Raw genomic sequence first — 22,936 nt, forward strand, 5'->3', positions numbered from 1 at the left:
CGTGAGCGCGATCTCGGGCACGTTCAAGGGTTTCGGGGTCACCTTCTCGCACATGTTCAAGAAGGTGGTCACCACCGACTACCCGTTCAAGCCGCCGGTCTCCGCTCCCCGCTACCACGGGCGGCACATCCTCAACCGGCACCCGGACGGGCTGGAGAAGTGCATCGGCTGCGAGCTGTGCGCCTGGGCCTGCCCGGCGGACGCGATCTACGTCGAGGGCGGCGACAACACCGACGAGCAGCGCTTCTCGCCGGGTGAGCGGTTCGCCAGCACGTACCAGATCAACTACGCCCGGTGCATCTTCTGCGGGCTCTGCATCGAGGCCTGCCCGACCCGCTCGTTGACGATGAGCAACGAGTACGAGTTGGCGCGGGACAACCGGCAGGACCTGATCTTCACCAAGGAACAGCTGCTCGCTCCGCTGCTGCCCGGCATGGAGCAGCCGCCGCACCCGATGCGGCTCGGGGACACCGAGAAGGACTACTACGTCGGTGCGCTGACCAATCCGGGTACGTCGGCCGGCGCCGAACGGGCGCCCTGGTCGGAAACCCGCACGGTGGACGGCTCCGGCGCGACTGGAGACACGAAATGACGACGCAGACGGTGCTCGCCGCGGCCGGTGACGTCTCCACCGGCGAGGCGGTGACCTTCTGGATCCTCGCCCCACTCGCCCTGATCGGCGGGATCGGCATGGTCGCGGCCCGCAACGCCGTCCACTCGGCGCTCTGGCTGGTCCTGACCATGCTCTGCCTGGGCGTGTTCTACGTGCTCCAGGCCGGTCCGTTCATCGGCATGGTGCAGATCATCGTCTACACCGGCGCGATCATGATGCTGTTCCTGTTCGTCCTGATGCTGGTCGGTCGGGACGCCTCGGACTCGCTGATCGAGACGCTGCGCGGCCAGCGGGTCGCCGCGATCGCCCTCGGCCTCGGTTTCGCCGCGCTGCTGGGGACCGGGGTCTACCGGGCCGTACACGGCACGACGGCGGTCGGGCTGGAGGAGGCGAACGCCGACGGCAACGTCCAGGGCATCGCCTCGCTGCTGTTCACCAAGTACGTCTTCGCCTTCGAGATCACCTCGGCGCTGCTGATCACGGCGGCGGTCGGGGCGATGGTGCTGGCTCACGTCGAGCGGCGCAAGGGCGAGCGGATGGACCAGGTGGCGACCATGAAGGCGCGCTTCGCACCGGGTAACTACCCCGGCCCGAAGGCGGGCCCCGGTGTCTTCGCCACCTCGAGCTCGGTCGCCACCCCCGGCCGCCTGCCGGACGGAACGCTCAGCGAGCGCAGCGTGCCCGAGATCCTTCCGACGCGGGAGATGACCGAGTCGGAGACCGCGCTGAAGGGGACCGAGAAATGAGTCCTGACTACTACCTGGTCCTCGCCACGGTGCTGTTCACCATCGGCGCGGTCGGGGTCCTGATCCGACGCAACGCGATCGTGCTGTTCATGTGCGTCGAGCTGATGCTGAACGCCGCCAACCTGGCGCTGGTCACCTTCAGCCGGATCAACGGCGACCTCAACGGCCAGATCATGGCGTTCTTCGTGATGGTGGTCGCCGCGGCCGAGGTTGTCGTCGGGCTCGCGATCATCATGTCGATCTTCCGGACTCGACGCTCCGCGAGCGTCGACGACGCCAACCTGCTGAAGTACTAAAGGGGCCCTGGAGTGGAAGAGACTGTGGAGTACGCCCAGGCCACGGGGCTACTGAGCAGCGTGTGGCTGCTGGTGGCCATCCCGCTGGCCAGCGCGGCGATCCTCCTGCTGCTCGGCCGGCGGGCCGACCGGTGGGGTCACTGGCTTGGCGTGGCGAGTATCGGTGCCGCCTTCGTACTTGGCCTGACCTATTTCTTCCAGCTGCGCGGCCTGGACAACAAGTCCGTCGAGAGCAGCCTCTGGGAGTTCATCTCGGTCGGCAATTTCAAGGTCGACTTCGGCCTGCTCTTCGACCCGCTGTCCGGGGTCTTCGTGCTGCTGATCACCGGCGTGGGCTTCCTGATCCACGTGTACGCGGTCGGCTACATGGAGCACGACCCGGGCCGGCGTCGGTTCTTCGCGTACTTCAACCTGTTCGTCGCCGCGATGCTGATGCTCGTGCTCGGCAACAACTACGTGATGCTCTACTTCGGCTGGGAGGGCGTCGGTCTGGCGTCGTACCTGCTGATCTCGTTCTGGTACGGGCGGCCGTCCGCGGCCACCGCCGGTAAGAAGGCGTTCCTGATGAACCGGGTCGGCGACGCCGGCCTGGCGATCGCGATCTTCATCATGTTCGCGTCCTTCGGCACCACCCAGTACAACGAGGTCTTCAACGGGGTGATCGGCGGCATCGACGCCGGCTCGCTGGCCGGGAGCACCGTACTGGTGATGGGGCTGCTGCTCCTGCTCGGCGCGGCCGGCAAGTCCGGTCAGTTCCCGCTCCAGGCGTGGTTGCCCGACGCGATGGAGGGCCCGACCCCGGTCTCCGCCCTGATCCACGCCGCGACCATGGTGACCGCGGGCGTCTACCTGATCGCCCGGTCCAACCCGATCTTCTCCGCCGACCACACGCTGCAGACCGTGGTGGTCAGCGTCGGTGCGCTCACCCTGCTGATGGGCTGCATCATCGGCGCGGCCAAGGACGACATCAAGCGGGTCCTCGCCTGGTCGACGGTGAGCCAGATCGGCTACATGTTCCTCGGCGTCGGGCTCGGCGGGGGCGCGTACGCGCTGGCGATCATCCACCTGCTGGCGCACGGCTTCTTCAAGGCCAACATGTTCCTCGGCGCCGGCTCGGTCATGCACGGCATGAAGGACCAGGTCGACATCCGCCGCTTCGGTGGTCTGGCCAAGTACATGAAGATCACCTGGCTGACCTTCGGGGCCGGCTGGCTGGCGATCATCGGCATGTTCCCGTTCTCCGGGTACTTCTCCAAGGAGCCGATCATCGCCGCCGCGTTCGAGCGGCACGGCTGGACCGCCTGGCTCTACGGCGGCGCGGCCCTGCTCGGCGCCGGTCTGACCGCGTTCTACATGACCCGGCTGTTCGTGCTCACCTTCCACGGCCCGAAGCGCTGGACCGACGACATCGAGCACCCGCACGAGTCGCCCGCGGTGATGACCATCCCGCTGATCCTGCTCGGCATCGGGTCGCTCGGCGCCGGTGCGCTGCTCGCCACCTCGGTCCCGGACTGGCTGGCCCCGGCCGTACTGCCGGAGGCCGAGGAGGGCGTACACGGTGTGCTCTCGCACGGGGTGATCACCGCGCTGTCGCTGATCCTCACCGTGCTCGGTGCCGGACTGGCCTGGCTGCTGTTCCGCAACGGCACCGCGCTCACGGAGCAGCCGGTCGGCCCGGTCGTACGGGCCGCACGGCGCAACCTCTACACCGACGCGTTCAACCAGGCCGTCTTCGAGAAGCCCGGCATCTTCCTCACCCGGGCCCTGGTCTACCTCGACAACCGCGGCATCGACGGGCTCGTCAACGGGCTCGCCGCGGCGGTCGGCGGCGGCTCCGGCCGGCTGCGCCGGCTGCAGACCGGGTTCGTCCGGTCGTACGCGATGTCGATGCTCACCGGCGCCCTGCTGGTGGTGGCGGCGTTCCTGGCCCTGCAGATGGGATGGCTGGCCTGATGGGGGACTTTCCCTTCCTCTCCGTACTGACGTTGGCGCCGCTGGTCGGTGCCGTGATCGTGGCGTTCCTGCCACGTAGCCAGCCGGAGCTGGCCAAGCGGGTCGCGCTCGTCTGGTCGGTCGCGGTCCTGGTGCTCTCGATCTTCATGTGGGTGGCGTTCCAGGCCGGCGGTGACCGGCTCCAGTTCCGCGAGTCGTACTCCTGGATCCCGCGCTGGGGCGTCAACTTCACCTTCGCGGCCGACGGCATCGCGCTGGTCATGCTGATGCTGATCGCGCTCCTGGTGCCGCTGGTGATCCTGGCGAGCTGGCACGACGCGGACAAGTCGAAGCGGTCGGTCCCGGTCTACTTCGCCCTGCTGCTGCTCCTTGAGTGCACGATGATCGGCGTCTTCGCCGCCGCCGACGTGTTCCTGTTCTACGTCTTCTTCGAGGTCATGCTCGTCCCGATGTACTTCCTGATCGGAAGCTACGGCGGGCACCAGCGCCAGTACGCCGCGGTGAAGTTCTTCCTCTACTCGCTGGTCGGCGGTCTGTTCATGCTCGCCGCCGTGATCGGCCTCTGGGTCGTCGGCGGCAAGACCTTCGACTGGCAGACGCTGATCCAGACGCTGCCGAACATGGACATCTCCACCGGCACCGAACGCTGGCTCTTCCTGGGCTTCTTCATCGCCTTCGCGATCAAGGCGCCGTTCTTCCCGTTCCACACCTGGCTGCCGGACGCCGGTGGCGCCGCTCCGGCCGGTGCCGCCGCGCTGCTTGTCGGCGTGATGGACAAGGTCGGCACGTTCGGCATCCTCCGGTACTGCCTCCCGCTGTTCCCCGAGGCGTCCCGCTGGTTCGCCCCGTACGCGATAGCCATCGCGGTGATCGGCATCATCTACGCGGCGCTGCTGGCGGTCGGCCAGAACGACCTGAAGCGCCTGGTGTCGTACACCTCGATCGCGCACTTCGGCTTCATCGGGGTCGGCATCTTCGCCTTCACCAGCCAGGCCGGCACCGGTGCGGTGCTCTACATGCTCAACCACGGCCTCGCCACCGGCCTGCTCTTCCTGGTGGTCGGCATGTTCGTCGCCCGCCGCAACTCCGCGCTGATCAGCGACTTCGGCGGCGCCGGCAAGCTGGTTCCGGTGCTGGCCGGGGTGTTCTTCTTCGCCGGTCTGGCCTCGCTGGCCCTGCCCGGAACGGCCCCGTTCATCTCCGAGTTCCTGGTGCTGGTCGGCACCTACACGGTGAACAAGCCGGTCGCGATCATCGCCACCCTGGGCATCATCCTGGCCGCCGCGTACGTCCTCTGGATGGTGCAGCGCACCACCCAGGGAACCCTGAACCCGGAGCTGTCCGAGGTGCCGGGGATGCGGCGTGACATCACCCTGCGGGAGAAGGTCGTGGTCGCGCCACTGATCGCGCTGCTCCTGCTGCTCGGCTTCTACCCGAAGCCGGTCACCGACGTCATCAACCCCGCCGTACAGGCCACGATGGAGAACGTCGGCAAGACCGACCCCGCTCCGACGGTCGGGCACCTTCCGGAGGCCGCTAAATGAACACGCTGCAGTTGCCCTCCATCAACTACGCGGCCCTCGCACCGATCCTGATCCTGGTCGGCGCGGCCTGTGTCGGGATCCTGGTCGAGGCGTTCGTCCCCCGGCGCTTCCGGCACGTGGTGCAGCTCGTCCTGGGCCTCGCCGCCCTGGTCGCCGCGCTGATCGTGGTGGTGGTCGAACGGACCACCCAGACGGTCACCGCCGGTGAGGCGGTCGCGGTCGACGGTCCGACCCTGTTCCTCCAGGGCGCGATCATCGTGCTCGCCGGGATGGCGCTGCTGATGATCGGCGAGCGCACCCTGGAGCACGGCGGACCCTTCGTGGCCCACGCCGCGGTCACCGTCGGGTCCGAGGAGGACCGCCGGCAGGCGGCCGAGGAGGGCGGGTCGACCGAGGTCTTCCCGCTGACCATGTTCGCGGTCGGTGGCATGTTGCTCTTCGTCGCCGCCAACGACCTGCTCACCATGTTCATCGCGCTCGAGGTCTTCTCGCTCCCGCTTTACCTGCTCTGCGCGCTGGCCCGTCGGCGGCGGCTGCTGAGCCAGGAGGCGGCGCTGAAGTACTTCATGCTCGGCGCGTACGCCTCCGCGTTCTTCCTCTTCGGGATCGCGCTCACCTACGGCTTCACCGCCGGTGTGACCAACGGGCAGCCGGGTGACGAGCCGGGCGGTGTCGACTTCGCGACCATCAGCGCCGCCGTCGCCGACTCCACCGCCAGCCGTACGCTGCTGGTCGCCGGAATCGCGATGATCAGCATCGGCCTGCTGTTCAAGGCCGCCGCGGCGCCGTTCCACGTCTGGACCCCCGACGTCTACCAGGGCGCCCCGACGCCGGTCACCGCCTTCATGGCCGCCTGCACCAAGATCGCCGCGTTCGGTGGTCTGCTCCGGGTCCTCTACGTGGCGTTCGCCGGGGCCGCCTGGGACTTCACCCCGATCCTCGGCACCGTCGCGATCCTGACCATGCTGGTCGGAGCGGTGCTCGCGGTCACCCAGACCGACATCAAGCGGCTGCTCGCGTACTCGTCGGTGGCGAACGCCGGTTACCTGCTCGTCGGCGTACTCGCGCTCACCCGCGACGGCCTGTCCAGCACGATGTTCTACCTGGTCGCGTACGGATTCACCGTGCTCGCCGCGTTCGGCGTGGTGAGCCTGGTCCGGGACGCCGACGGGGAGGCCACCCACCTGTCCCGCTGGGCCGGGCTGGGCAAGCGGTCCCCGCTGTTCGCCGGGGTGTTCACGTTCCTCCTGCTCGCCTTCGCCGGCATCCCCCTGACCAGCGGCTTCACCAGCAAGTTCGCGGTCTTCGGGGCGGCCCTCGACGGCGGGCAGACCTGGCTCGTGATCGCCGGTGTGCTGACCAGCATGATCCTGGCGTTCCCGTACCTGCGGGTCGTGGTCATGATGTGGCTCTCCGAGCCCGGCGAGTCCACCCCGACGGTCTCGATCCCGGGCGGACTGACCTCCGCCGCGCTCATGATCGGCGTAGTGGCCACGCTCGCCCTCGGAGTGGTGCCGGCACCGCTGCTGGACCTTGCCAACGGCGCGGCAGAATTCGTGAAGTGATCGGCACCACCGCCCGGGCCCCGTACCAGCGCACGAAGGCCGCCGACCGCCCCCGGCCAGGGGTGGTCGGGCCGGTGTGGCATGGTTGAGAGCGTGGGGAGACCGGCTGACGGCCTGACGGGGATTGGGCTCGACTTTGTCGACGCTGAAGTGGAAGCGTCGGCCCTAGCGGTCCTGGCCTCGGTCGAGACCGAGCTATGGGCCAGTGTGGCGAGCGCGGACCCGCTCGTGACCGAGGCGGCCCGGCATCTGGTGGAGGCCGGTGGCAAGCGGTTCCGCCCGCTGCTGGTCGCACTCGGCGCCCAGTTCGGCGATCCGACCAATCCGCTGGTGGTCCCGGCCGCGGTGGTGATGGAGCTCACCCACCTGGCGACGCTCTACCACGACGACGTGATGGACGAGGCCGCGGTGCGCCGGGGCGCACCGAGCGCCAACTCCCGGTGGACGAACTCGGTGGCGATCCTGGTCGGCGACTACCTCTTCGCCCGAGCGGCCGACATCGCCGCCGACCTCGGCCCGGAAGCCGTACGCCTCCAGGCCCGTACCTTCGCCCGGCTGGTGCACGGCCAGATCGCGGAAACCGTCGGCGTACGCGCCGGTGAGGACCCGGTCGGCCACTACCTGCACGTGATCAGCGAGAAGACCGGTTCCCTGATCGCCACCTCGGCCCGGTTCGGCGGCATGTTCGGTGGCGCCACCCAGGCACACACCGAGGCCCTCGCCGGCTACGGCGAAACCATCGGTGTGGCGTTCCAGCTCTCCGACGACCTGCTCGACATCGCCTCGGAGTCGGTCCAGTCCGGCAAGACCCCCGGCACCGACCTGCGTGAGGGCGTACCGACCCTGCCGGTGCTGTACGCGCTCGCCTCCGACGACGCCGACGCGGCCTCCGTACGCCTCCGCGAGATCCTCTCCGCCGGCCCGGTAACCGACGACGCCCTGCACGCCGAGGCCCTCGGCCTGCTCCGGGAGTCACCCGCCCTCAAGCGCGCCCGCGAGACCGTACGCAGCTACGCCGAGGAAGCCCGCGAACAACTGGCCCCCCTGCCCAACTGCTCCTCCCGCCAGGCCCTCGAATCCCTCTGCGACTTCATCGCCGACCGCACGAGCTAACCCCCTCCCGCGCGGCGGGCAGCGCGTCGATCTTGCAGTTGTGGTCGCGCGCAAATCGGGGTCAACACCGTGATTCGGGGCGCCACAACTGCAAGATCGCGGGGAAGGGTCAGCGGGGTACGGGGTCGTTGTACTGGCCGGAGCGGCCGGCGTAGAACTTGCCGTTCAGCAGTGGGTACGCGTTTGGGGTGCAGGCGTGTAGGGCCAGGGTCTGTTGTTGCATGACCGGGGCGGGTTTGCCGGGGCCGGGACAGAGTTGGTGGCCCTGACCCAGGCGGTGACCGACCTCATGGTTGATGACGTACTGCTGGTACGTGGCCAGGGGAGCGCCGTAGTTCGGGACACCGTGCACCCAGCGGGCGACGTTGACAACCACCTGGTTGCCGTTGCGGCAGGAGGTGTAGCGGTCATAACCGTCGTCGCAGAGCCGGTCCCGGGTCGCCGGGGTGGCGAGGTAGACGGTGAACGAGGCAGCCTCGTTCGGGCCGACCCGCTGGAGCCGTCGCTGACCGTTCCCGGTCCAACTGCGCGGGTCGCCCAGGGTGGTCACCACCGCCTCGGCGAACGCGGCCGGCGTGATACCGGTGATCCCGCCCTCGACCGCCACCCGGAAGCGCAGTAGCTGGCCCGAGGTCCCGAGGACGGGACTGCGGCCGTCGGCGGTGTGCCAGGTCCGGGGTCCGCTCTCCGGGTACGTCACCGGCGGCGTGACGGGGGTTTCCGGTCGGGGTGTGGTGGGTTCCGGGGCGGGACCGGCCGGCGAGGGCTCGGCGGTGACGGCGTTCGTCGTACCGGTGGGCGCGGGGTCGGGCTTGCCGCCGGCCTCGCCGGCCACCCCGAGGAGGGCGACCACCAGGCCGATCACCACCGCACCCACCGCGGGCAGCAGCAGGCGACGACTGGCGGAACGCTGGTCGGATCCGGTACGGCGGGCGGACATCTGCTGCTCCTCGGGGGTACGGGGTCGACCGGCGACGGTGCCGCGGCCGGTTGTGGGCGTGCGGGACCGTCCGGCCCGGTTGTGTCGGTCGGGTCGGTTCTTCGGGTGGTGCCGGGGCGGGACCGGTCAGGCCGGTCGGTGCGGTGTGCTGCGGGTGGTGGCGGAGCCCTTCGGGTGGTGGGACGGGCGCGGAGCGGGTGGGATCAGGGGAGCAGGGTCGGGTTGGTGGTCAGGTCGGCCAACTGCCGGTCGTCCAGGACGGGACGGCCGAGTGCGTACACGTTGGGGCGTGGCCGACCGGCCTGCTGGACCGTGACCAGCACGCCGTTCACGACCCGGCTGGCCTCGTCCACCGGCCCGGTCACGGGATGCCAACTGGCGATGCGTACGGGGGTGTTGTCGGAGGCGAGCACCACCCGGCAGCTCTGCTCGTCCGCGCTGATCCGGACCGCGCAGGGATCGACCGCCGAGAGCAGGTCGACGGGGACCTGATCGGTGACCCGTACGGTCAGTACGGCCGCGCGGCCGTCGAGCTGGACTTCGAGCAACGCCCAGTACAGCTCCTTGAACGGCCGCTCCGGGCCGCGCCAGCTCGTTTCCCGTACCGCGTAGGTGCTCCCGCCCGGACCGGGCGCCGTCTCGCCCTTCTGGACCCGGTATCCGGGCGGTGCGGCGGCGACGAGCAGGCCCAGCGCGGCCTTCGCCCGGCTTTCGAGGTCGATCGGCGGTGTCGGCGTCACGACGAGCGGTCCGGTGGCGGCCGGTGCCGGTGGTGGCAGGGCCGACGGTGGTCGGCCGGGGAGCAGGGCGGAGAGCCCGGCCGCGCCCGCCAGCAGCACGACCGCGACGAGCGCCTGGCCGATCCGCCGACGGCGCAACATCCGCGCGTTGCGGGCCAGTACGTCGTCGACCGGCAGTTGGATGCCCGACGGCGGTCCATCCTCGACGGCCCGCGCCATCAGGTCCCGGATCGAGGTCTCGGTCATCGGCTCTCCTCCGTCGGCACCAGGGCCAGCGAGCCCAGCCGGGTACGCAGTGTCGCCAGCGCCCGGGACGTGTGTGTCTTGACCGCGCCGGGGGAGATCCCGAGCAGGTCGGCGGTCTGCTCGACCGACATGTCCTCGAAGAAGCGCAGGACGAGGGTGGCGCGTTGCCGGTCCGGCAGGCCGGCGAGCGCTCCGAGCAGTACCAGCCGGGCCTCGGTGTCCCCGCCGGTGGCGGTGGCCGGGGTGACGGGAAGTTCCCGTACCGGGTCCTCCCGTCGCCAGGAGCGGCGTCGTTCGCTGAAGAAGGTGTTCAGCAGGGTGCGGTGGGCGTACTGGTCGAGGTGCTCGTACCGGTAGATCCTGGGCCAGGCCAGGTACAGCTTGGTGAAGGAAGCCTGTACGAGGTCCTCGGCCAGGTGCCAGTCGCCGCACAGCAGGTAGGCGGTGCCGCGCAGACGTGCGCCGCGCGCGAGGTAGAAGTCCCGGAAGCCCTGGTCCCGCGCGGCGGCCGGATCCTTGGCCGTCCCCATCCCTGCTCCCTCCCGCCGTACGGGGATACAACGCGGGCGGGGCTGCGGCGGGTTGACGTGACCCCGGACACGGGCCCTCCGGGCGGTGCGGGAGCGCTCGGGAAAGCCGAGCGGAGGGACTTACCGTGTCTGTCGCTGCACGCACTGTCGCCGTAGATCTGGCATCCTCGATCCGAACGGGCATTTCGTAGTCGGCGGATTTTTCATATGGTGTAATCCCCAGCGGCGGAGGTGGTTGTGCGCGACCCTCTGGCGGAACCTTCGGACCTGATCCGTAGCGTGTCGCGTGCGCTACGTGTCCTCGAAGCGGTCGGACGTGCCCCCAAGGGCCTGACCGTGAAGCAGATCGCGCGGCGCTGCGAGCTGACCGTCGCCACCACCTACCACCTGGTGCGCACGCTCGCGTACGAGGGTTATGTGATCCGGCGCGAGGACGGCACGTACATCGTCGGACTGGAGGTGGCCGACCGCTACCGGGAGCTGGTGACGGCGTTCCGGGGGCCGCCGGTGGTCGGCGAGGCGCTGCGTCGGGCCGCCTCGGACAGCGGTTACAGCCACTTCCTCGGCCGGTTCGTCGGCGGGCAGGTGGCGATCACCGCGGTCGCGGAGGGTCCCCGGTCGCCGTACCTCGAAGATCTTGTGCCCGGCTTCGACGAGGGTGCCCACGCGACCGCCCTCGGCAAGGCCCTGCTCGCCACGCTCACGCCCGAGCAGCGCTTCCGGTACCTCCGGGAGTACGGGATGCGCCCGTTCACCACCGCGACGCTGACCGCGACCGACACCTTCGAGGCCGACCTGACCGCCGGTGACCGGCGGGGGATGCACCTGGAGCTGGGGCAGTACCGCCAGGGGGTCGCCTGCGCCGCCGTGCTGGTCACCCCGGACAAGGACATGGAACGCCGGGTCGTGCTGGCCTGCGCCCTGCCGGCGGCGGAGATGATGACCTCGGCGCGGGTGGTCCGGGCCAAGCTGCTGACGGTGGCCCGCGCGGTCGCCGACGGCCTCGCCACCGAGACCTGACCGGGACGGCCCCCCGCGCCGACGGTGGCGCCCGGTGCGTCGAAGCCGAACACCGACCGCGGACGACCGCGAACACGAACCCGCCCGGAGCCGGCGGTGTGCCGGTCCGGGCGGGGTCGGTCAGATCAGTTTTCGGTGGATCAGCTTCCCACCGGGCCGCCGTCCAGGCGCCAGGTGACGACCACGCCCGGCTTGGCGAAGTCGCCGTCCGGCCAGTTCGACGCCGGCTTCTCGATCGAGGCCCCGCTGATCTCGCCCGGGTGCTGTACGGCGACGAAGACCGAGCGGTTGTCGGTGCTGATGAACGGGCCGCAGGTCTCGGCACCGATCGGTACGGTCAGGAACTGCTTCAGGTGACCCTTCTCCGGACCCTCGATCGGGGTGGCGAAGAGGCCGTCGTTGCTGCCCAGCGCGTTGCCGTCGGTGGAGATCCAGAGGTTGCCCGCGCCGTCGAAGGCCACGTTGTCCGGGCAGGAGATCGGCGAGACCTTGGTCTTGTCGTACCCGGCGAAGAAGGTCGACGGGTCGGTGGGGTCGCCGCAGACGATCGGCAGCGACCAGGCGAAGTTCTCGCCGGTGTGGTCGCCCTTGTCCTCGACGATTTCCAGGATCTGCCCGTGCTTGTTGGCGTTGCGCGGGTTCGCCTCGTCGACCTTGGGGTTCGTGCCGACACCCCGGTTGGTGTTGTTGGTCAACGCGACGTAGATCTTGCCGGTGACCTGCGACGGCTCGACGTCCTCCGGCCGGTCCATCTTGGTCGCGCCGACCGCGTCACCGGCGAGCCGGGTGAAGGTCAGTACGTCCGCCGCGGTCATGCCGGGCACGTACGAGGTGTTGCCCCGGACGAGCTTGATCCACCGGCCCCGGCCGTTGAACGCGCCGTCGGTCGGGAGCTTGCCCGAACCGTCGATCTCGTCGGCGCTGGTGTAGTCGAGCTTGGCGACGTACAGGGTGCCGGACTCCAGCAGGGTCAGGTTGTGCTGCCGGGCGGTCCAGGAGTTGCCCTTGAGGTACTTCTTGTCGGAGACGAACTTGTACATGTAGTCGAACCGCTCGTCGTCACCCATGTACGCGACGACGTGGCCGGACTTGGCGATGATGACGTTCGCGCCCTCGTGCTTGAGCCGGCCGAGCGCGGTGTGCTTGCGCGGCTTCGCCTCCGGGTCGAGCGGGTCGACCTCGACCACCCAGCCGAACCGGTGCACCTCGTTCGGGTTCTTGGCCAGGTCGAAGCGCTCGTCGGCGCGGTCCCACTTGCGGCTGCCGCTCGGGTAGCGCTCGGTGACCGGGATGCCGTACCGGGCCAGCTTCGGCTTGAGCGCCTCGGGCGCACCGTCGCCGCCGACGAAGTACTGGTTGAAGTTCTCCTCGCCGGAGAGCACCGTGCCCCACGGGGTGACCCCGCCGGCGCAGTTGTTGAGCGTACCGATGGCGACCTTGCCGCGCGGGTCCGCCGCGGTCTTCAACCAGGCCGAGCCGGCGGCCGGGCCGGTGAAGTCGAACCGGGTGTTCAGGGCGGTGATCCGCTGGTTGTACGGCCGCTTGCCGCTGCGGACCAGCTTCCACTCGCCGGTGCCGTCGACCCGTTCCAGCTCCACCACGGACAGACCGTGCGCGGCGATGGTGGCCCGGACCTGCTCGACCGTGAGCGCGTCCAGCGAGGTGAAGCCCGGGAACATCAGCTCCTCGTTGGTGTACTCGTGGTTGACCACGAGCAGCGCCCGGTTGCCCTTGTTGTCCAGCGGCAGGACGGCGACGAAGTCGTTGTTGTAACCGAACTGCTTCGACTGCCGGGCCGCGGTCTGGTGGTGGACGTCCAGCTCGGGCGCGTCCGGCACGACCGGGTCGCCCCAGCGGGCCACCACGGCGTGGTCGTACCCGTTCGGGACCACCAGGGTGTCGAGCTTGTTCGGCGGGATCGCCTTGAAGGTCAGCGCGCCGTTGCCGGCCGGGGGCTTGCGGGCGGTGAACGACTCGACGTCCGGCAGGGCCGGGGTTCCGCCCGGGGCGGCGAGCGCGGGAGCCGCGCCGGCCAGCGCACCGGCGGCGGCACCGCCGAAGCCGAGCACCAGGGCACCGACCGCGCCGGCCCGGACCACACCGCGGCGGGTGACCTCGGCCTTGACCACGTCACCGAAGTATTCGTTGTCCGACTCGTTCGGTACCGGGTGGTCGCAGGCGTTGCCGCAGCGGTACAGGCAGGTCATTGCGTCGCGGCCACCGTGGGGGCCGGTCTGGCCGAGCAGGGGGAGCAGCCGGGGACGGTCGCTCATGTGGGATGGCCTCCTTGGCTGGATCAGACGATCGGGTGGGGCGCTTTGTCAGTGATCAAGGCATTTACACGTAAAAGTGCTGGCCGCACCCGGTGACAAGCGCGCAGGTGGGTGAGCCGCACGCTAGGAGTGCGCCGTGAGCGCCTGTCAGCGCTGTGGTGAACCCCACATGAACAAGTGCGCGAGCGGGAGACAGGGTGGACCACCGGCGGTCCGGGTGAACCGATCGCCCGTGGATTACGTGGAACAGTTCGCAAGGGTGTCGGGAGCGCCGGCGCCGGGTGCGGCACCGAGGAGGTTGCCATCAGCGACCGGGACGCCGAACTCCTGCGCGCGCTGCACGACGAGCACGCCGAGGCGCTCTTCGCGCACTCCCTGCGCCTGGTCAACGGCGACCGCCAGCGGGCGGAGGACCTGGTTCAGGAGACCCTGCTGCGGGCCTGGCGCCATCCGGAGGCGCTGGATCCGGAGCGCGGCTCGGTCCGGGCCTGGCTCTTCACCACCGCCCGCAACCTGGCGATCGACGCCTGGCGGCGGCGTACGTCCCGGATCGGTGAGGTGATCACCGACGAGTTGCCCGAGCCGCCGCAGTTGACCGACGAGGCGGACCGGGCGGTGGAGGCGTGGATGGTCGCCGAGGCCCTCGCCCGGCTCTCCTCCACCCACCGCGAGGTGCTGGTGGAGTGCTTCTACCAGGGGCGGTCGGTTGCCGAGGCGGCGGCGCGGCTGGGCGTACCGCCGGGCACGGTGAAGTCGCGGACGCACTACGCGTTGCGATCCCTACGGTTGGTGCTGGCGGAGATGGGGGTGACCCAATAGATGAGCGAGCGCGACGAGCGGTGTGACTTCGCCTTCGACGACGGCGCGTACGTGCTGGGTGCGCTCGCTCCGGCCGACCGCGCCGCGTACGAACGTCATCTCGCGAGCTGCCCGTCCTGCCGGCAGGCGGTCGCCGAGATCGCCGCCCTGCCGGGGCTGCTGAGCCGGCTGGACGCCGACGGCTTGGCGCTGATCACCGCGCCGTCGCCGACCGTCGAGTCCCGACTGCCCGAGCTGCTGACGGCCGCCCGGACGGCGCAACGCCGCCAACGCCGGGTCACCCGCGCCCGGTACGCCGGAACCGTGCTCGCCGCCGCCTGCCTGGCGGTCGTGCTCGGGCTGGGTACGGACCGGCTCCTCGGCGGCGATCCGGGGACCCCCGCCGCCGCCCCGCCCAGCGCCACCCCGACCACCACCGACGTCCAGGTACGGATGGTCGCGATGGAGCCGGTGGCCGGAGCCGTGCCGGTACGCGCCGAGATCGGACTCAACGGCACCAGATGGGGTACCGAGGTGATCATGCGCTGCGAGTACGTCAGCAGCGGCACCCACCCGAGGACCTACACCTACCGCCTGGTCGCGTACGGGCCGGACGGTGCCGCCGAGCAGGTGGGATCCTGGCTGGCCGCCCCCGGCGAGGAGGTCACCTTCACCGGGGCGACCCGGTTCTCCGGCATGGACCTGGTCCGGCTGGAGGTCCTCCGCTCCAACGGCACCCCGCTGCTCGGCTACGACGTCCGCTGAACCGCTCCACCCTCCGTCGAATCCGCCGTCCCACGGAATGCCGAGTTTCGGCGTCCCGGCGTTGCATCCCGTACCCTGGATCTCTCAGGTCGAGAGGCGCTGCAACGGGCGAAGACGCCCGCCACGCTCGACCCGGAGCTTCACCGCAGACTGCAAGGGCGCCTCCGTTGAACAGCGGAGGTGGCCTATGCACACGTCTTCGAGCCCCGACAACAACCGGGCGTCCCGTACCCGGGCGCTCCGGGAGCTGCTGGACCAGCGCATCGTGGTGCTGGACGGGGCCTGGGGCACGATGTTGCAGGGCGCCGGGCTCACCCCGGCGGACTACCGGGGCGACCTGCTGCCGAACCACTCGCACGACGTGACCGGCGACCCGGACCTGCTGAACCTGACCCGGCCGGACGTGATCCTCGACGTACACCGGCAGTACCTGGCGGCCGGCGCGGACATCACCACGACGAACACCTTCACCGCGACGAGCATCGCCCAGGCCGACTACGGCCTGGAGTCGCTGGTCCGGGAGATGAACCTGCGCGGTGCCCAACTGGCCCGGCAGGCCGCCGACGAGCTGGGCGGCCGGTTCGTCGCCGGCTCGGTCGGCCCGCTGAACGTGACCCTGTCGCTGTCGCCCCGGGTGGAGGATCCGGCGTACCGGGCGGTGACGTTCGACCGGGTCCGGGACGCGTACGCGGAGCAGATCCGGGCGCTCGCCGACGGTGGCGTCGACATCCTGATGATCGAGACGATCTTCGACACGCTCAACGCGAAGGCGGCGATCGCGGCGGCCCGCGAGGTCGCGCCGGACCTGCCGCTGTGGATCTCGGTGACCATCGTCGACCTGAGCGGCCGAACCCTGTCCGGGCAGACCGTCGAGGCGTTCTGGAGTTCGATCGAGCACGCCGAGCCGTTGGTGGTCGGGGTCAACTGCGCGCTCGGCGCCGCCGAGGTGCGCCCGCACGTCGCCGACCTGTCCCGGCTCGCCAACACCTACGTCGCCTGCCACCCGAACGCCGGCCTGCCGAACGCCTTCGGCGGGTACGACCAGCAGCCCGAGGAGACCGGTCGGCTGCTGCGCGAGTTCGCCGACGACCGGATGGTCAACATCGTCGGCGGCTGCTGCGGCACCAGCCCGGCACACATCGCGCAGGTCGCCGCCGCCGTCGCCGGGCGCCCGACCCGGCCGGTGCCGGCACCGCCGGCCCAGACCCGGTTCAGCGGCCTGGAGCCGTTCGCGATCGGCCCCGACACCGGGTTCGTGATGATCGGGGAGCGGACGAACGTCACCGGCTCGGCCCGGTTCCGCCGGCTGATCGAGGCCGGCGACCACCAGGGCGCCGTCGACGTCGCCCTCGAACAGGTACGCGGCGGCGCCAACATCCTCGACGTCAACATGGACGCCGACCTGCTCGACAGCGAGCGGGCGATGACCACCTTCCTGAACCTGATCGCGACCGAACCCGAGGTCGCCCGGATCCCGGTCATGATCGACAGCTCGCGGTGGAGCGTGCTGGAGGCCGGGCTGCGGTGCGTACAGGGCAAGGGCGTGGTCAACTCGATCAGCCTCAAGGAGGGTGAGGAGTCGTTCCTCGCCCAGGCCCGCCGAATCCGGGACTACGGTGCCGGGGTGGTCGTGATGGCCTTCGACGAACTCGGCCAGGCCGACACGGTCGACCGCAAGGTGTCCATCTGCGCCCGCGCCTACGACCTGCTCACCCAGCAGGCCGGGTTCGCCCCCGAGGACATCGTCTTCGACCCGAACGTCCTGGCCGTGGCGACCGGAATCGCCGAACACAACGGGTACGCGAAGGCGTTCATCGACGCGCTCCCACTGATCAAGGAACGTTGCCCCGGGGCCAGGACCAGCGGCGGCATCTCCAACCTGTCCTTCTCCTTCCGGGGCAACGACGTCGTACGCGAGGCGATGCACTCCGCGTTCCTGCTGCACGCCGTACGGGCCGGGCTGGACATGGGCATCGTCAACGCCGGCCAGCTCGCCGTCTACCAGGACATCCCCGCCGACCTCCTCGAACTCGTCGAGGACGTGCTCTTCGACCGCCGTCCGGACGCCACCGACCGGCTGGTCACGTTCGCCTCCACGGTGACCGGCTCCGGCACCCAGCGCACCGTGGACCTGTCCTGGCGCGAGACGCCGGTACGCGAACGCCTGTCGTACGCGCTGGTGCACGGCATCGTCGACTTCATCGAGGCCGACACCGAGGAGGCCCGGCAGCAGGCGACCCGCCCCCTCGACGTGATCGAGGGACCGCTGATGGACGGGATGAAGGTCGTCGGCGACCTCTTCGGCGCCGGCAAGATGTTCCTCCCGCAGGTGGTCAAGAGCGCCCGGGTGATGAAACGCTCCGTCGCCTACCTGGAGCCGTACATGGAGGCGGAGAAGGAGGAGGCGCGGCTGGCCGGGCGCGTCGACACCGGACGAGGCCAGGGCAAGGTGGTGCTGGCGACGGTCAAGGGCGACGTGCACGACATCGGCAAGAACATCGTCGGGGTGGTGCTCGGCTGCAACAACTACGAGGTCATCGACCTCGGGGTGATGGTGCCGGCCGCACGCATTCTGGACACCGCCGTGGCCGAGGGCGCCGACGTGATCGGCCTGTCCGGACTGATCACCCCGTCGCTGGACGAGATGGTCGCGGTCGCCACCGAGATGCAGCGCCGAGGGCTCAAGCTCCCGCTGCTGATCGGCGGGGCCACCACCTCCCGCCAGCACACGGCGGTACGGATCGCGCCCGCGTACGACCACAGCACCGTGCACGTGCTGGACGCGTCCCGGGTGGTCGGGGTGGTGTCGGACCTGATGCACCCGGAGCGGGCCGGGGAACTCGACCTGCGCAACCGGACCGAACAGGAGCGGCTGCGGGTGCAGCACGAGGGACGGGAACGGGTCGCCCTGCTGACCCTCGCCCAGGCCCGGGAGAACCGGGAACAGGTGCCGTACGACGAGTTGCCCGTACCCGCGTTCACCGGCGCCCGTACGGTCCGACCGGAGCTGACCGAACTCCGCGAGATGATCGACTGGCAGTTCCTCTTCCTCGCCTGGGAGTTGAAGGGCAAGTTCCCGGCGATCCTCGACCAGCCGGTGGCGCGGGAACTCTACGACGACGCGAACACCCTGCTCGACCAGATCATCCGGGACGGGTCCCTGCGCGCCGAGGGCTCGTACGGCTTCTGGCCGGCGTACGCCGACGGCGACGACATCGTGCTCACCGAACACGGTGACGGGCTCGCCGGGCCGCACTTCCCGATGCTGCGCCAGCAGACGGCGAAGCCGACCGGCCGACCCAACCGGTGCCTGTCGGACTACCTGGCTCCGGCCGGGGACCACCTCGGCGGCTTCGCGGTGGCCGTACACGGTGCCGAGGAGTTGGCCGCGACCTTCGAGGCCCAGCAGGACGACTACCGGGCGATCATGGTGAAGGCGCTGGCCGACCGGCTCGCCGAGGCGTTCGCCGAGTACCTGCACCTGCGCGCCCGGCGGGACTGGTTCGAGCCGGACGCCGAGCCCGCGATCGAGGACCTGCACGCCGAGCGGTTCCGGGGCATCCGCCCCGCGCTCGGCTATCCGGCCAGCCCCGACCACAGCCTCAAGCAGCGGCTGTTCGACCTGCTCGGTGCCGAGGCCATCGGCATGGGCCTGACCGAGTCGTACGCGATGACCCCGGCCGCCAGCGTCAGCGGCCTGATCTTCGCCAACCCGGCGTCGCGGTACTTCACCGTGGGTCGCCTCGGCCGGGACCAGGTCGAGGACTACGCGAAGCGGCGGGACATGGACCTGTCGGAGGTCGAACGCTGGCTGCGCCCCAACCTCGGTTACGAACCCGGCCAGTGAGCCCGGCCGGGTTGCCCGTGGATCCGGATGGGAATCCGGGTCCACGGGACGACGGCTAAACCGGTTCGGCGACCGGGGTGACCGGGGCGGCGGACCGGGCGGGGCGGCGGGCGTTGCGGACCGCGTCGACGGTGAAGACGATCAGTGCCAGCCAGACCAGGGCGAAGCCGGCCAGCCGGGCCGGCGGCATCGGTTCGTGGAAGACCAGTACGCCCAGGCCCAGTTGCAGGATCGGCGCGGTGTACTGGAGCACGCCCAGGCTGGTCAGCGGCAGCCGGTTCGCGGCACCGGCGAACAGCAGCAGCGGGATGGCGGTGGCCGCACCGGCGAACACCAGCAGCAGGGTGTGTCCGGTCGAACCGTTGCCGAAGCTCGACCCGGAGTGCCAGGTGAGCCAGCCGAGGTAACCGAGGGCGGGGAGCGCCAGCAGCGCGGACTCGACGAACAGTCCCTCGGCGGCGGGCAGCCCGAGCCGCTTCTTCAGCAGGCTGTAGCCGCCGAAGCTGAGGGCCAGGGTCAGCGCGATGTACGGCGGCTGACCGTAGTCGATCGCGAGGACCACCACGGCCAGGCCGCCGATGCCGAGGGCGGTCCACTGCACCGTACGGAGCCGCTCGCTCAGCACGGTGACGCCGAGCAGAACCACCACCAGCGGGTTGATGAAGTAGCCGAGCGCGGTCTCCACCACCCGGTCGGAGTTCACCCCGTAGATGTAGGTGCCCCAGTTGATCGCGATCAGCGCGGCGGCGGCGGTGATCCCGGCCAGCAGCCGGGGCTGCCGGACCAACCGGCGCAGGAACGCCCAGTGCCGGGTGACGGCCAGGACCAGCGCGACGAACACCACCGACCAGATCACCCGGTGGGCCAGGATCTCCACCGGCCCGGACGGCCGGAGCAGCTTGATGTAGAAGGGAAAGAAACCCCAGAGGACGTACGCGCTGAGTCCGAAGACATAGCCGAGGCGGAGCTGGCTCACTCCCTCACCGTAAGGGGTGAACCCGCAGTCCTCTCCTTATCGGTGACCGGCGTCACCCGATCCGCTGTGGACCCCGGCAGCCCGTCCACCGGGCGCGGCCGGATCAGCTCCATCAGCATGTGCGGCGTGGCCGGCGGGGTGAAGCCGATCCTCGCGTACACGTCGTGCGCATCGACGGTGACGAGCATGATCCGGTGCACGTCGAGCTTCGTCGCCTCGTCCCGCGCGGTCTCGGCCAACCAGCCGCCGAGCCCGCGCCCCCGCTGCTCCGGGTCCACGAACACGTCGGCGAGCCAGGCGAAGGTCGCACCGTCGGTGATCATCCGGCCGAACGCCACCTGGACCCCGTCACCCGGCCGGTAGACCCCGAACACCATCGAGCCGGCGACGGCCCGAGCCGTCACCTCGTACGGCCGGCCCAACGCCCAGTAGGACTCGGTCGACAGCCACCGGTGCACCCGGTCCAGGTCGAGCCGGTCGGGATCGGTGGAGATTTCGTAACCGTCGCTGCGGGTGATGGTCAACACCGGCAGACCGTATCGCCACCACCGGTGGTCCGCGCCAGGCCAATTCCCGAACTCTGGACCGGTGGGGGCGTCTCAGTCCCGGTTGGTCACCATCCCGAGCACCCAGGTCACCACGCTCACGAACAGCGCACCGAGTACGGCGGACGGCCAGAACCCGTCGACCGAGAACGGCAGGTCCAACTGACCCGCGATCCAACTCGTCAACAGGAACAGCAGCCCGTTCACCACGATCGCGATCAGACCCAGGGTGAGCAGGTAGAACCCGCAGCCCAGGGTCTTGATGACGGGCTGGAGCACCCCGTTCACGACCCCGAAGATCACGGCCACCAGGAGCAGGGTGAGGACCGCTTCGCCGATCGAGTCCGTACCCAGGGTGATGCCCGGAATGAACAGCGTCGCCAGCCAGAACGCGAACGCGGTGGTGGCGAGGCGGATCAGCAGCCCGGTCAGGAAATCCATGCCGCGGATCGTGCCACGGCAAGCTGTGATCCGCTGCCCTGGACCCGGCCTCGGCCGGGGTCAGTGACGCGTGGGCGGGCCGATCAACTGGACCTCGATCGGGGTCGCCGACAGCAGTGCCCAACGCAGCACCCGCCGGTTGACCACGCCCACCATGTCGCCACGGATCCGGGTCAGCCACTCCGCCGAGTCACCGAGCCCGAGCGCCACCCCGGCCAGGGCCGCCTCGTCCGGCCGCAGCGGCTGCAACACCACCAGGTCGGCGCGGGAGACGGCATCGGTGTCCGCCGGGGTCAGTCCGTCCCGGACCACCAGAGTGGCCTGCCAACCCGGTCCGGGCTGGGCGTCCGCGTTGACCGGCCCCACGTCGACCACGACCAGCAGCGGATGCAGCGGGGTGCCGGCCGCTCCGCCGACCTGCCGGCCGGGCGGGATCAGCGGGATCGTCTCACCCGGTGCGCTCACCGCCCGGACGAACGGCTCCCAGGCGCGCGGCCTCGCCGTCTGCACCACCACCCGCGCACCCAGGGCCATCGCCCGCAGCGCGATGAGCTGCGCCGCCGCCACCCCACCGATCAACATCACCCGGGTCGCCTCGGCCCGGAACAACCGGACCGTCACCGCCGCACCGTGCCGGTTCGCGCCGATCATTAGCCCGGCCGTGCCGAACGGCAGGTCGAGGACGTCCAGCAGGGCGTTCGACGACTGCCGGGGTGGACCGGTCTCGGCCGTACCGACCGGGAGGGTGGCGGCGAAGCCGTCCAGGTGCTCGCCGTCGAGTCGCCGACCGGTCGCGTTCTCCGCGGCGAGCAGCCGCCGCATCGCCTGCATGGCGGTGGAGAGACCGGCCGCGTTCTCGGCGGCCAGCCGTACGGTGAGGTCCAGCGGGACCGGGTCGGTGGCGGCGCCGACCCGCGGACCGGCGCTCACCGAGACCGTGGTCGCGGTCGCCGGCAGGGCGAGCAGCCGAGGCACCAGCCGGCGAGCGGTCTCCGACCGGGCCTCCGGCCAGCGACGCAGCCGGAACGTCGTCTGCAACAGCCCGCCCAGCCGCACCGCCTGCCAGCTCTCCTGGGCCGGTGACGCGCCGTCGTGGTGGGCCAGTTCGGCGAGTACGCCCAACGCGGCCCGATCCCCCAGCGGGCGCGCCGGCACCGGGGCGAGCCGGCGGCACACCTTCCGAACGGTGCTGGACAGGGCCCGGCGGAGGTCCGTTTCGGACCACCCCTCGGCCCGCAGCACCCGGACCGCGAGCAGGGCCCGTTCGTGCCCGAGCAGCCGCCCGTCGGTGAGCTGCCGGTACGAGGTCGCCGGGGTGCCGGCACCGGCACGCAGGGTCGGCGCCGGTGCTCCGGTGAGGACCAGTTGGATCCGGATCGGTGGAGTCTGCGCGCCGGCCGCCGGGAGCAGGCTCGCCGGACTGGGCAGAGCCAGGGGCGTGTCGGCGAGCAGCCCGGTCGGATCCCCGAGTTCGAGTACGGCGGTCAGCCCGTACCCGTCGCTGATCACCGCCGCCGCGTCGCCCCCGAGTTCGGCCGGGAACACCCGCGCACCCGGGATCAGCAGGTCGAGCAGGGCCTCGGGCTCGGCGGACGGGGCGAGGGCGTGCCGGCGCAGCGAGTAACGCACGCCGATCCGGATCCACTCGAACAGCCACCGGCGGCGCAGCCGCAGCCACGCGGTGAGCACCAGCACGGCGGCGCCGAACACGGCCGCAGCCATGACGAGTGGTCCGCGTCCGGCGGCGGCGAGCAGCAGGGCCACCGCGGTCTGGGCGGCCACGACCTGTCCCGCCCGGACACCGAACGACCGGCGGCGTACCGGGCCCGACGCGGTGGGGGTGCGGACCGGGTCGGGCGTCCGAGGGTCACCGCTCCAGCCGGTCGCGCCGGACCCGCCGGAACGGGCCACGTCATCCGCCACACTCACCGTCACCGCGATAGCCTCCCGTGCATGGGCCCGCCCCACGGGCGTCCCCCCGCGAC

Annotated in this window: 19 protein-coding genes and 1 riboswitch; of the genes, 11 read left to right on the forward strand and 8 right to left on the reverse strand. The window is 70.5% G+C overall.

What is annotated here, in order from left to right; genetic code table 11:
• Position 1 precedes the first annotated feature (1 nt).
• The 7 genes from nuoI (at position 2) to ACWEFB_RS11555 (ending at position 7,830) form a co-directional block, all read left to right on the forward strand.
• Positions 2 to 592, forward strand: coding sequence for an NADH-quinone oxidoreductase subunit NuoI (gene nuoI / locus ACWEFB_RS11525; protein ID WP_326561441.1), 591 nt, complete (start codon positions 2 to 4; stop codon positions 590 to 592).
• A complete protein-coding gene (locus tag ACWEFB_RS11530; protein WP_452284628.1) occupies positions 589 to 1,359 on the forward strand; it encodes an NADH-quinone oxidoreductase subunit J in 771 nt (256 codons plus the stop codon). Before nuoI ends, ACWEFB_RS11530 begins: the two co-directional genes overlap by 4 nt.
• Complete coding sequence (nuoK, locus tag ACWEFB_RS11535; protein WP_326561439.1) at positions 1,356 to 1,655, forward strand: NADH-quinone oxidoreductase subunit NuoK; 300 nt, start codon at positions 1,356 to 1,358, stop codon at positions 1,653 to 1,655. The genes ACWEFB_RS11530 and nuoK overlap by 4 nt, the downstream gene beginning before the upstream one ends.
• Before the next feature lie 12 nt (positions 1,656 to 1,667).
• Positions 1,668 to 3,608, forward strand: coding sequence for an NADH-quinone oxidoreductase subunit L (gene nuoL / locus ACWEFB_RS11540; protein ID WP_326561438.1), 1,941 nt, complete (start codon positions 1,668 to 1,670; stop codon positions 3,606 to 3,608).
• A complete protein-coding gene (locus ACWEFB_RS11545; RefSeq protein ID WP_452284630.1) occupies positions 3,608 to 5,152 on the forward strand; it encodes an NADH-quinone oxidoreductase subunit M in 1,545 nt (514 codons plus the stop codon). The genes nuoL and ACWEFB_RS11545 overlap by 1 nt, the downstream gene beginning before the upstream one ends.
• Positions 5,149 to 6,717 (forward strand): NADH-quinone oxidoreductase subunit NuoN, encoded by a 1,569-nt coding sequence (gene nuoN / locus ACWEFB_RS11550; RefSeq protein ID WP_452284632.1) that lies wholly within the window; start codon positions 5,149 to 5,151, stop codon positions 6,715 to 6,717. The genes ACWEFB_RS11545 and nuoN overlap by 4 nt, the downstream gene beginning before the upstream one ends.
• A gap of 81 nt (positions 6,718 to 6,798) precedes the next feature.
• On the forward strand, positions 6,799 to 7,830 hold the full coding sequence (locus ACWEFB_RS11555) for a polyprenyl synthetase family protein (protein ID WP_452284634.1): 1,032 nt from the start codon (positions 6,799 to 6,801) through the stop codon (positions 7,828 to 7,830).
• Between the two features lie 109 nt (positions 7,831 to 7,939).
• On the opposite strand, the gene ACWEFB_RS11560 is transcribed toward ACWEFB_RS11555, so the two are convergent.
• The 3 genes from ACWEFB_RS11560 to ACWEFB_RS11570 form a co-directional block, all read right to left on the reverse strand.
• A complete protein-coding gene (locus ACWEFB_RS11560) occupies positions 7,940 to 8,770 on the reverse strand; it encodes a DUF3152 domain-containing protein (protein WP_452284636.1) in 831 nt (276 codons plus the stop codon).
• 203 nt (positions 8,771 to 8,973) lie between these two features.
• Complete coding sequence (locus tag ACWEFB_RS11565) at positions 8,974 to 9,756, reverse strand: hypothetical protein (protein ID WP_452284638.1); 783 nt, start codon at positions 9,754 to 9,756, stop codon at positions 8,974 to 8,976.
• Positions 9,753 to 10,286 carry a SigE family RNA polymerase sigma factor gene (locus ACWEFB_RS11570; protein WP_452284640.1) on the reverse strand — a complete coding sequence of 178 codons (534 nt, stop codon included), beginning with the start codon at positions 10,284 to 10,286 and terminating at the stop codon, positions 9,753 to 9,755. Before ACWEFB_RS11570 ends, ACWEFB_RS11565 begins: the two co-directional genes overlap by 4 nt.
• Positions 10,287 to 10,523: 237 nt before the next feature.
• Here ACWEFB_RS11570 and ACWEFB_RS11575 point away from each other — a divergent pair, with 237 nt between their 5' ends.
• Positions 10,524 to 11,306: an IclR family transcriptional regulator gene (locus tag ACWEFB_RS11575; RefSeq protein WP_326561431.1), complete on the forward strand. Its 783-nt coding sequence runs from the start codon at positions 10,524 to 10,526 to the stop codon at positions 11,304 to 11,306.
• A gap of 140 nt (positions 11,307 to 11,446) precedes the next feature.
• Here ACWEFB_RS11575 and ACWEFB_RS11580 read toward each other — a convergent pair whose 3' ends face one another.
• Positions 11,447 to 13,579, reverse strand: coding sequence for a PhoX family protein (locus tag ACWEFB_RS11580; protein WP_452284642.1), 2,133 nt, complete (start codon positions 13,577 to 13,579; stop codon positions 11,447 to 11,449).
• 303 nt (positions 13,580 to 13,882) lie between these two features.
• Between ACWEFB_RS11580 and ACWEFB_RS11585 the strand changes: the two genes are divergently transcribed.
• From ACWEFB_RS11585 to metH, 3 genes are all read left to right on the forward strand, one after another.
• Positions 13,883 to 14,398: a sigma-70 family RNA polymerase sigma factor gene (locus ACWEFB_RS11585; protein WP_452285134.1), complete on the forward strand. Its 516-nt coding sequence runs from the start codon at positions 13,883 to 13,885 to the stop codon at positions 14,396 to 14,398.
• Entirely contained in the window at positions 14,399 to 15,142 is a 744-nt protein-coding gene (locus ACWEFB_RS11590) for a zf-HC2 domain-containing protein (protein WP_452284644.1), read from the forward strand. It abuts the gene before it with no gap.
• An 85-nt stretch (positions 15,143 to 15,227) separates the two neighbouring features.
• Positions 15,228 to 15,313, forward strand: a riboswitch (S-adenosyl-L-homocysteine riboswitch).
• Between the two features lie 16 nt (positions 15,314 to 15,329).
• A complete protein-coding gene (metH, locus tag ACWEFB_RS11595; protein WP_452284646.1) occupies positions 15,330 to 18,989 on the forward strand; it encodes a methionine synthase in 3,660 nt (1,219 codons plus the stop codon).
• Positions 18,990 to 19,044: 55 nt separating this feature from the next.
• Here the strand turns inward: metH and rarD are convergent, their stop codons facing one another.
• From rarD to eccE, 4 genes are all read right to left on the reverse strand, one after another.
• Positions 19,045 to 19,965 carry an EamA family transporter RarD gene (gene rarD / locus ACWEFB_RS11600; RefSeq protein WP_452284648.1) on the reverse strand — a complete coding sequence of 307 codons (921 nt, stop codon included), beginning with the start codon at positions 19,963 to 19,965 and terminating at the stop codon, positions 19,045 to 19,047.
• Positions 19,962 to 20,492: a GNAT family N-acetyltransferase gene (locus ACWEFB_RS11605; protein WP_452284650.1), complete on the reverse strand. Its 531-nt coding sequence runs from the start codon at positions 20,490 to 20,492 to the stop codon at positions 19,962 to 19,964. The genes rarD and ACWEFB_RS11605 overlap by 4 nt, the downstream gene beginning before the upstream one ends.
• A gap of 72 nt (positions 20,493 to 20,564) precedes the next feature.
• A complete protein-coding gene (locus tag ACWEFB_RS11610) occupies positions 20,565 to 20,951 on the reverse strand; it encodes a phage holin family protein (RefSeq protein ID WP_452284652.1) in 387 nt (128 codons plus the stop codon).
• Between the two features lie 60 nt (positions 20,952 to 21,011).
• Positions 21,012 to 22,880: a type VII secretion protein EccE gene (eccE, locus tag ACWEFB_RS11615; protein WP_452285136.1), complete on the reverse strand. Its 1,869-nt coding sequence runs from the start codon at positions 22,878 to 22,880 to the stop codon at positions 21,012 to 21,014.
• Between the last annotated feature and the right edge of the window lie 56 nt (positions 22,881 to 22,936).

The organism is Micromonospora sp. NPDC004704 (genome assembly GCF_053601675.1).

Excerpts from the sequence above, each read along its gene's own strand:
- ACWEFB_RS11530 (WP_452284628.1), top strand. The coding sequence starts at position 589 with ATGACGACGCAGACGGTGCTCGCCGCGGCCGGTGACGTCTCCACCGGC.
- nuoK (WP_326561439.1), top strand. The coding sequence starts at position 1,356 with ATGAGTCCTGACTACTACCTGGTCCTCGCCACGGTGCTGTTCACCATC.
- ACWEFB_RS11545 (WP_452284630.1), top strand. The coding sequence starts at position 3,608 with ATGGGGGACTTTCCCTTCCTCTCCGTACTGACGTTGGCGCCGCTGGTC.
- nuoN (WP_452284632.1), top strand. The coding sequence starts at position 5,149 with ATGAACACGCTGCAGTTGCCCTCCATCAACTACGCGGCCCTCGCACCG.
- ACWEFB_RS11555 (WP_452284634.1), top strand. The coding sequence starts at position 6,799 with ATGGTTGAGAGCGTGGGGAGACCGGCTGACGGCCTGACGGGGATTGGG.
- ACWEFB_RS11560 (WP_452284636.1), bottom strand. The coding sequence starts at position 8,770 with ATGTCCGCCCGCCGTACCGGATCCGACCAGCGTTCCGCCAGTCGTCGC.
- ACWEFB_RS11565 (WP_452284638.1), bottom strand. The coding sequence starts at position 9,756 with ATGACCGAGACCTCGATCCGGGACCTGATGGCGCGGGCCGTCGAGGAT.
- ACWEFB_RS11570 (WP_452284640.1), bottom strand. The coding sequence starts at position 10,286 with ATGGGGACGGCCAAGGATCCGGCCGCCGCGCGGGACCAGGGCTTCCGG.
- ACWEFB_RS11580 (WP_452284642.1), bottom strand. The coding sequence starts at position 13,579 with ATGAGCGACCGTCCCCGGCTGCTCCCCCTGCTCGGCCAGACCGGCCCC.
- ACWEFB_RS11590 (WP_452284644.1), top strand. The coding sequence starts at position 14,399 with ATGAGCGAGCGCGACGAGCGGTGTGACTTCGCCTTCGACGACGGCGCG.
- metH (WP_452284646.1), top strand. The coding sequence starts at position 15,330 with ATGCACACGTCTTCGAGCCCCGACAACAACCGGGCGTCCCGTACCCGG.
- ACWEFB_RS11610 (WP_452284652.1), bottom strand. The coding sequence starts at position 20,951 with ATGGATTTCCTGACCGGGCTGCTGATCCGCCTCGCCACCACCGCGTTC.